The organism is Clostridium sp. D33t1_170424_F3 (assembly GCF_015667585.1).
Lineage (GTDB): Bacteria > Bacillota > Clostridia > Oscillospirales > Acutalibacteraceae > Anaeromassilibacillus.
In genome coordinates, this window is sequence record NZ_JADPEG010000010.1 from 117819 (window position 1) to 127646 (window position 9828).

The following is a 9828-nucleotide window of genomic DNA, read 5'->3' on the forward strand; positions in this document are numbered from 1 at the left end:
CTGTAAATTCTCTAAACAGAATCAATCCTCGCGCCGCCTGTGCTACTGTTGGCGGGAAAGGATGGAACGCTATGTGGAAAAAAGCACTTGCACCTGTCATCATCACGATCTTTTTGGTCCTTTGGTTTGGCGTCTGGCTGACCGCCTGTGTGCTGCTTCCAATTGTACTTTGGGGCAAACTGCTGGGAAGCCTGCTGTTTGCTTCTTTGATCGGCGTTTCCGTGTACGTTCTGGTGCAGCGAATCAAAGAGATAAGGAGCGGAGAAGAAGATGATCTTGGTAAATACTGATTACATCACCGGCAAGGAGCTGGAAATGCTCGGCATGGTAAAAGGAAGCACGATACAATCCAAAAACATTGGCCGCGACATTACACAGAGCTTTAAGACCATTGTGGGCGGCGAGCTGAAAGCCTACACGGAGATGATGAACGACGCCCGTGCGCTGGCCACCAAACGCATGGTGGAAGAGGCGGAATCATTGGACGCCGACGCGGTCATCAACATCCGCTATGCCTCCGCCGCAGTCATGCAGGGCGCGGCAGAGGTCATCGCCTATGGGACGGCGGTTAAATTCAGATAATATCCGCTTTCCGGCGCAGCCTTCGGGCTGCGCTTTTTCTGTATGGAGTTGTTATCGCTTTTTTTGCGTCTTCACCGTGCAGAACACCACCAGACACAGCGCTGCAAGCGTCAGGACGCCTGTAACGCGAACCACCCAATCCAGCAGCGGCAAAAACCACCAATGGAGAAGCAGCAGCAGTGTGCCTGTGGTGAGCACAAACCAACCAATTCTTTTTATATTTCTCATAGATTCCATTCCCTTACACCTACACGGTATTTAAACTTTTATCGGCCGGCGGCATACAGGACGACTGTCACACAAAACGATAGCCGTTTTCCTGCAATACCATTTTCGCCTCGGCAAAGCCTTCTGAACGCACCAGGATATAATCCGTATCAAACGTAGACACTGCGAACAGCGGAATCTGCGCCTTTGCTAAAACACCTGAAATTCCGGCTAAAATCCCCACCAGGGAAAAATCCAGCGGACCCTCAACCCGAAAACAGCGCCAGCCGGTCTCCTTTTCCAGGCAGTGGTCCGGCGCAACGGATTCCCGGCAGACAAGAGAACACTCCGTTTCAGTCCTTGCTGCAAATACATCCGTTTCCTCCCAGGGAATGTCGAATACGCTTTGCACCTTACAAACGCAAAAGCTTCCATCCAGTATTTTTAAATTCATAGCGATCCCCCTTGAATGCTCCGGTTCATATAGAATGAATATAACAGGCACTCCTTGACCGGCAGCCCGGTGCATTGCTCCAAAGCCCGCCGGTACAGCTTCAACTGCGGCGCGTACCGTTCCCACAAAGCGGCGGCGTTTACCGTGCGGTCCGTCTTATAATCCACAATGACAAGCCGGCCATCCTCCACAAACGCACAATCCACCGCTCCCTGCAAAACCACCGCTTCCTCTGCAAGCGCTTCCGGTAAATCCGGCTGCACTTCGCCCGCGGGAATCTCCACCGTAAACTGGTATTCCCTCCATACCTGTTCAGACGCTAAAATCCGCTTTGCCAGTTCGGAAGAGAAAAACGCCCGGACTCTGTCCAGTTCCACCGCGTCCGCCTGTTCCTTTGTCAGAAACTTCTGCTGTACCAGCCGCTTGAGTTCTATCTCCGGATTCTGCGCCGCATCCGCATATTTTGCAAACTGCATAAACGCATGCAGCGCAGTCCCCCGCTCTGCCGGCGTCAGCCCCTTCTTTTCAAGAAACGCCGGACGCGACGACGCTGCATACTGGAAGGAAACCTTTTTGGCCGCCAGCTCACTGGCGGCCACTTTTGCGGGCACGCCTTTCAGCGCTGCATACGGATACTGGAATGCAATCTTCTCCTGCAGCTTCTGCAACAGAACCGGGTCCGGGGCCGCCTCTTTTTCCGGTTCCTGCGTCTCCTGCTCCGCTTCCCTTTCCGGATAAACAAGCTGGATTTCCCACCTTGTTTCGCAGGGAACGGTGACGCCCGGCAAGGCGTCCGCCATTTCACACAGCTTTCCCCCATCCGGATGGCGCAGCGCGCAGAGCAGAAGCCAGTCCGAAATACAGGAAACGCCGCGCACCACATAGGGAGGAACGCGCGGTTCCTCTGTCAAACGGGAGGCGAGCTTGCCCAGCGTTTTCGCCGCGTCTTTCACCGCCGTCAGGAGAAGCAGTTTTTCTTTTGCGCGCGTCATTGCCACATACAGGATGCGCAGCTCTTCGCTCATCTCCCCGCGGTCGATTTCCAGCGCCGCCGCCGTGCGCGGAAGCGTATCCAGCCGCGCACCGGTTTCCGGGTCGCGCAGTTTTACGCCGAACCCAAGCTCCGGATGCAGCAGCACGTCGCCCCGCTCTTTGTTGAAACGCCGGGAACAGCCCGCCAGAATGCATACCGGAAATTCCAGCCCCTTGCTGCGGTGCACGCTCATGATTTTTACCACATTGGCCGCTTCGTTCACCGTGGACGCGGAGGCCAGGTCGGAGTCCTGTTTTTCCAGACGGTCGATCATGCGGATAAAGCCGGATAAACCGTTGAAACCCGCTCCTTCATATTTTCTGGCGTATTCCAGCAGAAGCCGCAGATTGGCCAGCCGCAGCGCGCCGTTCGGCTGCGCTTGCACCAAGTCGGGATAGCCTGTTTTTTCATAAATGGTACGCATCAGGCGGTCGGACGACATGGTCGCCGCAAGCACCCGGTATTCCTCCAGATCCTTGAGGAACGCCGCCGTACGCGCATTGCCGTCCTCCGCGGATTTTGTCACCGCAAGGTACAGCAATTCCCTGCGCTCCCCCATGCGCACGTCCGCCAGTTCATCCGGCGTAAAGCCGTAAATTGGGCTCATCAGCACAGCGAGCAGCGGAATGTCCTGCATGGGGTTGTCGATTACGCGCAAAAGGGACAGGACGACCGCAATTTCCGGCGCGGAAAAGAAGCCGCCGGTTGTATCGGCCCACGCGGGAATCCCCAGCCGCTGCAGCTCCTGCGCATATTGCTTGGCATAGCGGTTGGCGCTGCGCAGCAGGATACAAATATCCCGGTATTCCACAGGCCGCTGCGCGCCGTTTTCCGTAACGGTTTCACCCGACGACCGCATTTGGCGGATCCGTTGGGCAATATGAAGGCTCTCCGCCAGAACCGCTTCCTTTTCATCGCCTTTTGACAGGTCGATGATGTCCAGACTGGTGTCCGGAGTCGTACCCGGCGGGAACGAAGCGCCCGGCACCAGTTCTTCCCGCTCGTCGTAGTCGAGATCGCCGGTCTGTACGCTCATAAGCTGATGAAACACAAAATTCACCGCGCCTGTCACGCCCTCCCGGCTGCGGAAGTTGCGGTCCAGCGCAATGCTGGCGGGGTATTGATCCCTCTCCCGGTCATAGGCCGGGTACAACGCGCGGCGGCGCAGAAAAATCTGCGGCATCGCCTGCCGGAAGCTGTAAATGCTCTGTTTGACGTCGCCGACAAAAAACAGGTTACTTTCCTCCCGGGATACCGCGCGAAAAATCATATCCTGCGCTTCGTTCGTATCCTGGTATTCATCCACCATAATCTCGTCAAACCGGGAAGCCAGCTCTTCCGCCTCCTGCGTCCGCGCAGATCCCTCCGGCGTATCCCGCACCAAAAGCTTTAACGCCCAATGCTCCAGATCGCCAAAATCGGCGGCGCGGCGTTCCGCCTTTAACTGATCCAAACGTTTTGCAAAGGACGACGTCAGGGCAAAAAGAGATTCCACCAGAGGCGCCAGCCGCGCAATGTCATCCGCACAGTCCGCCTCCGTCGCGGAAAAAATCCCCGCCAGCTTCTCAACAGTCGCCTTCACTTCCTTGCGGGACGACGCCAGTTTATTTTTTAACGGGTCGTCCGCATATCCACGCAGCGGTTTCAGCTTGGTGTAGGAAAAGTTGCAGCAGGCAACCGCCAACGCGTCCCAGTCCGCCCTCCGCGCTTTTTCCCGCAGATCCATCAGTCCCGCCAAATCGGCGGTATACGCATCGCGATAAACCTTGGCAATCGTTTCGTCCTGCTGCATCAGAGAAAGCGCGTTTTGTGTCAGGGAGATTGCATACGTCGCCGCGTCCTCCGCAAACGCCAGCGCGGTCTTTCCCCACACGCTTTGAGACGCCGGGCCCGCCGGGTGATACATCGCCGCCTTTTCCTTGAGCCAGCGTTCCGGAAAGGGATGGGAACGGACAAAATCGTACAGCGTCTGCACGATGGAAATCAGCTTGCTGTCGTCCCTTCCGGCGGAAAACGCATCCACCAGATGGAAGAACGCAGGGTCGCCCGCCGCATAGAATTCCTCCAGCACCTGCGTAATGGCGTCGCTGCGCAGCAGGGTCATCTCCGCCTCGTCCAGGATGCGAAAATCCGGGGAAATCCCCAGTTTATAAAAATTTTCCCGGATCAATTCACTGCAAAAGCTGTGGATGGTACTGATATGCGCGCGGGACAACAAAAGCTGCTGGCGCTGCAGCCGCACATTATACGGGTCCTGTTCCAGCAAAAGGGAAATCTGCGCGCCGATCCGGTCCCGCATCTCCGCGGCGGCGGCTTTGGTAAACGTCACCACCAGCAGGCGGTCCGCATCCGTTGGCGTCCGTTCGTCGGTCAGCCGTTCGATCACGCGCTGCACCAGCACCGCTGTTTTCCCAGACCCTGCCGCCGCGGAAACCAGCAGCGTGCCGTTCCGCGCCTCAATTGCGTCGCGCTGGCTGGGGGTCCAATTACGCGTTCCCATCGCCGTCCCCTCCTTTCGCATCCTGTGTCAGCTCCGCCACCGCCGCGTCGCGGTCCCATTTTGCCATTGGACGGGCGGCGTCCTCCTGTTCATGTCCACAGACGGCAAAATACGGGCACCACTCGCAGGCGTCCGTGTCTCCATTTAAGGGTATTGCCGCAATTTTCCCCTTGTGCAGTTCCAACGCCATCTGGGCTACAAGCTCCTTTGCGTGCCGCATGATGGCGTTCATCTCTTTGGGCGATACGACGCTGTCCCGCTTGGCAGGCGCGCCGTTTTTCAGGGCGACCGGAATGTATTTCCCCTCCGCCTTTTGCTCCATCGCTTCAATGACAGAGGCGTCGTCGACCAGCAAACCGTTCATACGCAGCTTTTTTGCTTCCTCCATCGCCACCTTGTCCGGAGAAACGCCGCGCGCGGTGGAAAGGCTGGGCCGAGACGCCGGCATGTAGAGGATTCCCGCCGGGCCGGGCTGTAGCCCGTAGCGGGGCCCCGCATTTTCACAGAGCGCCGCCAGATAGATCAGCATCTGCATGTTGACGCCATAAATGACGTCGGAAAGCTTAAATTCCTTTTTCCCTGTCTTGTAATCGATCACACGCAGGTACTGCACGCCCTTTTTTCGGTACAAATCCACGCGGTCCACTTTGCCGTCCACGCGCACCTCCCCGCCGTCCGGCAAAGAAACCGCCAGCGGCGGTACCTCCTCCGTCCCGATGGGCAATTCAAAATCCACCGGCTGGAATTCGCTCTGGCAAAGCTCCTCCGCGATATGCCGGACGATCACCGCCGCGGATTCAGAAAGGCGCGCCACCAAATATGAGAAGCGCGGCGTTTTGCTCTGCAACCCACCCATTTTCGTCTCCGCATATCGGTTCAGCAGACGGTCAATCTCCTTTTTCAAATCCGGCGCACTCATCTGATGGAGCCGCTCCGCCCCCAGATCCCGAAACAGATGTTCCAGCAGATAGTGCATCAGGCTGCCGTATTCCAGTGCGTCCAGCTCCGCCGCGCGCCGCTCCTTTGCGTGCAGGCCAAACCGGCAGAAATATTGGAACCGGCAGAGATAAAATTTTTCAACTTGCGTTGCAGAAACATGCATGCTCGCACCAAACAAATCAAACGCCTTTTGCTCATCCTCAAATGCAGCAGGACGCTTCCGGGAAGCGCGCTCCAGCGCGGCAATGCGCGGCGCATAGTCTTCCCTTTCTGCAAAAAGCTGTTTCAAAGACGCGGCGGCAGACGTTTGTTCGCGCCATCGCTGCGCCGCCAAGGCCAACGCAGGCTGCTCCGCGTTGGCAAAATACAACAGCGGCAGGCTGTATCGCGTATGAATCGGGAGATCTTTGAGGAGGGACTGCGCCTCCGTTACGATGACCGACGCACGCTTCGCCTCCCCCTCCGGCCCGGACGCGGGGAAGCTGATAAACAATCGCTCCGATGCGGCGCTTACCGCCGCATACGCCAGGAAACGCTCCTGCACGGCGACGCCCTCCAGCGTATCGTTGAGGGGCAGCCCCAAGGCGATCAATTCCCGGCGTTCGCTGTCGCTGAAAACGCCGCCGGAACCGGGCGTCAACGGAAAATCTCCCTGCGATGCGCCCAGCAAAAAGACCACTTTCGGCTCATGCGTCCGGATGCGGTCCGCCGCGCCGACGGTAACCGCGTCCAGTTCCTCCGGGATGCTCGCCACATCGTTCGCCAAGATCATCAGCCGGAGCAATTCCGCGTAGCGCGTATGGCGCAGGACGGCATCCCCCAGCACCAGCGCGCTTTGGTCCAATATCTGCATCAGAATATCCCAGAGGCGGAGCTGCCGTTCCGCCAGTTCCGTTTTTCCCGCATCCGCCAGCCGTGCGGCCAGTCCCTTTAAATGCTCTGATACGCCGATTTCTTCCAACATCTGATAAACCGCTGCCGCCATTTTTTCCCCGTCCGCGTCCGCAATACGCGCCGCGAAGCGCAGCAACGGTTCTACCACCGCCGCACGGCTTGCATTTAAGGCTGCAAGCGCATCCCTGTCTTTTTCCGTCCACTCCTCTACAAAGCCTCTGGGATGCTCCGTCCATTGTTCCCGCCACTTTTTTCCCGACAAGCTCCAAAGAAAAGTATAGTTCTCCAGAGACGAAATCTCCTCGATTGTCAGGCCCGTCAAACCCGTTTTTAAATAAGAAAACACGTCTGAGGAAGTAAAACCGGAACGGATGACCTGAAAGGCCGAGAGAACCAAACGCATCAACGGTTCCGCATCGATCCGCTGCGGTTGATCCATAAAATAGGGAATCTCCCGGCGTTCCAGCGCCGCGTCGAGAATCTCCCGGTAATCGTCCGGCGACCGGACAATCACCGAAAAATCGCGGTACCGGTAACCGGCGTTTATCACCAGCTCGCGGATCGCCGCGGCCGTAAATTCGGATTCGTCATACAGGTCTCCCGCTTCGTACAGGACGACGCCTTCTGCGGGCTTTTTATCCCCGCGAACCGTCCGAAAAGCGCCCTCTTCAAGCGCTGCGATTCCCTTTGCACGGAAGCGTTTTCCCGCATCCAGCGCAACCGGCGCGGCAACCCGAACGTTCCGTTCCTTCGCCAGGCGGATCAGGCTGTTCCCCGTTCGCCGCACCAAAGAGAATAACCCCATCCCTTTTTCCGGATCGTCCAGCGTATCCGTACATAATGACAGATAGACTTCGTCCGCCTGCTCCAGTATCAGGGAAAGAATTTGATATTCCTGAACGGTAAAGCTTTGGAATGCATCGACCGCCACCACGCACCCTTTAAAATATGCATGCCGCTCTAACAACAATTTCAGGCGCGTCAAGTCGTCCAGCGGGTCGATAAAGCTCTGCGCGACCAACGCCTCATACGCTTCCAAAATCAGAGAAAGCTCCCTGGCCTTCTGCTGCAAGGTACCGGATAACCGCGATTGACCGTCTACAGCCGTTTGCAACAAGTCACGGGGCGTAACGCCGCACATTTTGAGTTCTGCTTCCACAGAAAGAAGCAGGGAAATCAATTCCACACTGTCCGCATTTTTTCGGTAAAAATCCATTTGATCCTTTACCTGCTCCAGCGCCAGGCTCATAAAGGCGTTCCGTCCGCCGTCGTCCAGCCGTCTTCCCGCCGCACCGCCGTATCTGCGGAACGCCCGGTCCGCCAAACGGGTAAAGCTGAGCACCTGTACGCGCTGCGCGTCCTTCGCTCCCAGCAGGCGCAGCATTGCGCGCTCATTTTGAAAAGAGCTCTGCTCCGGAACCAGCAAAACCGGCGTTTGCTCCGGGGGCGTCTCTTTTAAAATCTCTCTTATTTTCGTCGTTTTTCCGCTTCCCGCGCGGCCAAGCAATAAATGCAGCATAGGCTCCTCCGGTTCCCAATGAACTTCTACCCCATTATACGGTTCCATTTTCTATTCTTTTTTCTCTTTGAAAACAAAGCAAAAACGGACCTCCCTGTGGAGATCCGTTTCCCTTAAAAGCTCTGTATCCAGTTTTTCAGCTGTTCATAGTATTCCAGTGTTTTAAATTTAATGACATAGCGATTTTTCCCCTCCACAATCTGGAGCTGCTCCGCGTTTAGTACATCCTCCAGCTCCTGCGGTTCCTCCGCCGCGGGAAGGCACATGGGCGGAAAAATGACGCACCACCAATTGTGTCCGGCTGCCTCGCCGATGGAAACGCGCAGCGCGTCGTAGGAGCCCGCCGGCAGCGTCACCTGCTCATATTCCCGCGTTGTAAAATAGGTCGTCTCCAGTTCTACCCGAACGGGATATGTATACCCCTGACGGGCGATTTCATCCGCTGCCGCCGCCTGTAATTCCGGCAGCATATTCCGAACTTTCTGTTCCGCCTCGGCTTTGCCGGAAACATTGTCCAGCATATGCGCGCTTTCCTGCAAAATCCGGTCGCGCACCTTGAGCTTCAGGGACTGATCCGCATCGGAATCCGAATTCGCCAATACGTGCAGCCGCAGGACCCGGTCCGGGATGTTCTCACATTGCGCCGCAAAGCCGGTAAAAGAACACAATACCGACAGGATCAACGCCAGACACAGGCTTTTTTCAAATAAATTCCATTTCATATCGTCACATTCTTTCTGTTTCCTTTTGATGTCGAGAGTATTGTCCCAAAAATTTTGATTTATACATTGCAAAACAGAATGGGCAAAACAGACAAATCATAGTTTGACAGAAGGAACCGCCTTATAGTATAATACAAATATTCTAAACATGAGGGGGATTTACATGTCAAGATTCGCAGTAGACTATCGAATTGACAAGCCGGACGATTTTATTAAATTTGTTTCAGAAGACTTTTTTGCAAAAGAGGGCTTCCATCCCGCCGTATATAAAGGGGAAAGCGTTTGGAAAAAAGGGACCGGCTTTGTGACGGCTCCTCAGTACATCAAACTGCAATATGGGCAGGGAAATATCCATATTGAAGCATGGATTAAATCCTTTGGCGAGCACGGTCTGGACGGTTTTTACGGCGCAATCCCTAAAAGCGAGCTGAACGGCCGCGTGCATACGCTCATTAATCTGCTGACGCAGAATGTTGCGATTCCACAGACAAACGCTGCGCCCGGAGAAATACAGCCCGACGATTTTACAAAAAATCCGGCACCGACGCCTGTCCAGCCGGTAACTGTTCCGGTTGCTGTACATAATCCCACCAACAAAGCGACCACTTCCCTTATACTCGGTATTGTCAGTATCATCACCGGCCTGTTTATTCCAATCGTCGGTCTGATCACCGGCATTATTGGCATCACCACAGGCAATGTCGGTCGGAAAAGTACCGCTAAAAGCCTGGCAACCGCTGGGTTTGTCCTCGGTATCATCGGTACTGTTATATCGGCTGCCAACTGGATCCTGGCAATTATTGCCTCCGCCCTGTATCTGTATTAAAAATCATTGAAAGTCAGGACCCCCGGCAAAGCCGGGGGCTTGGGAAAGCCCTAGAAGGGCATGATACAGACAACGCCCCTGAAGGGGCCACGAATGGGTTGGCCAACTGCATTGCTGACTCATGGCGGGCCCCTAAAGGGGCATTACTTTTT

The 9828-nt window shown here is 55.8% G+C and carries 8 protein-coding genes; 3 read left to right on the forward strand and 5 right to left on the reverse strand.

Annotated features, from left to right (window positions below; all coding sequences use genetic code 11):
- The first annotated feature begins 71 nt into the window (after nt 1-71).
- Nucleotides 72-290 (forward strand): hypothetical protein, encoded by a 219-nt coding sequence (locus I4V53_RS08545; RefSeq protein WP_195985267.1) that lies wholly within the window; start codon nt 72-74, stop codon nt 288-290.
- Nucleotides 271-582 carry a YbjQ family protein gene (locus I4V53_RS08550; RefSeq protein WP_195985268.1) on the forward strand — a complete coding sequence of 104 codons (312 nt, stop codon included), beginning with the start codon at nt 271-273 and terminating at the stop codon, nt 580-582. The genes I4V53_RS08545 and I4V53_RS08550 overlap by 20 nt, the downstream gene beginning before the upstream one ends.
- 51 nt (nt 583-633) lie before the next feature.
- Here I4V53_RS08550 and I4V53_RS08555 read toward each other — a convergent pair whose 3' ends face one another.
- The 5 genes from I4V53_RS08555 to spoIIR all read right to left on the reverse strand — a co-directional run bounded on the left by I4V53_RS08555 (nt 634) and on the right by spoIIR (nt 8850).
- On the reverse strand, nt 634-810 hold the full coding sequence (locus tag I4V53_RS08555) for a hypothetical protein (RefSeq protein ID WP_195985269.1): 177 nt from the start codon (nt 808-810) through the stop codon (nt 634-636).
- A 67-nt stretch (nt 811-877) separates the two neighbouring features.
- Nucleotides 878-1243, reverse strand: coding sequence for an ACT domain-containing protein (locus I4V53_RS08560; RefSeq protein WP_195985270.1), 366 nt, complete (start codon nt 1241-1243; stop codon nt 878-880).
- Nucleotides 1240-4776: a helicase-exonuclease AddAB subunit AddA gene (gene addA, locus I4V53_RS08565; RefSeq protein WP_195985271.1), complete on the reverse strand. Its 3537-nt coding sequence runs from the start codon at nt 4774-4776 to the stop codon at nt 1240-1242. The genes I4V53_RS08560 and addA overlap by 4 nt, the downstream gene beginning before the upstream one ends.
- Nucleotides 4763-8128, reverse strand: a complete 3366-nt coding sequence (locus I4V53_RS08570) for a PD-(D/E)XK nuclease family protein (protein ID WP_195985272.1) — start codon at nt 8126-8128, stop codon at nt 4763-4765. The genes addA and I4V53_RS08570 overlap by 14 nt, the downstream gene beginning before the upstream one ends.
- Nucleotides 8129-8241: 113 nt before the next feature.
- Nucleotides 8242-8850 carry a stage II sporulation protein R gene (spoIIR, locus tag I4V53_RS08575; RefSeq protein WP_195985273.1) on the reverse strand — a complete coding sequence of 203 codons (609 nt, stop codon included), beginning with the start codon at nt 8848-8850 and terminating at the stop codon, nt 8242-8244.
- 163 nt (nt 8851-9013) lie between these two features.
- Between spoIIR and I4V53_RS13890 the strand changes: the two genes are divergently transcribed.
- A complete protein-coding gene (locus I4V53_RS13890) occupies nt 9014-9676 on the forward strand; it encodes a DUF4190 domain-containing protein (protein WP_207747873.1) in 663 nt (220 codons plus the stop codon).
- Nucleotides 9677-9828: the final 152 nt, after the last annotated feature.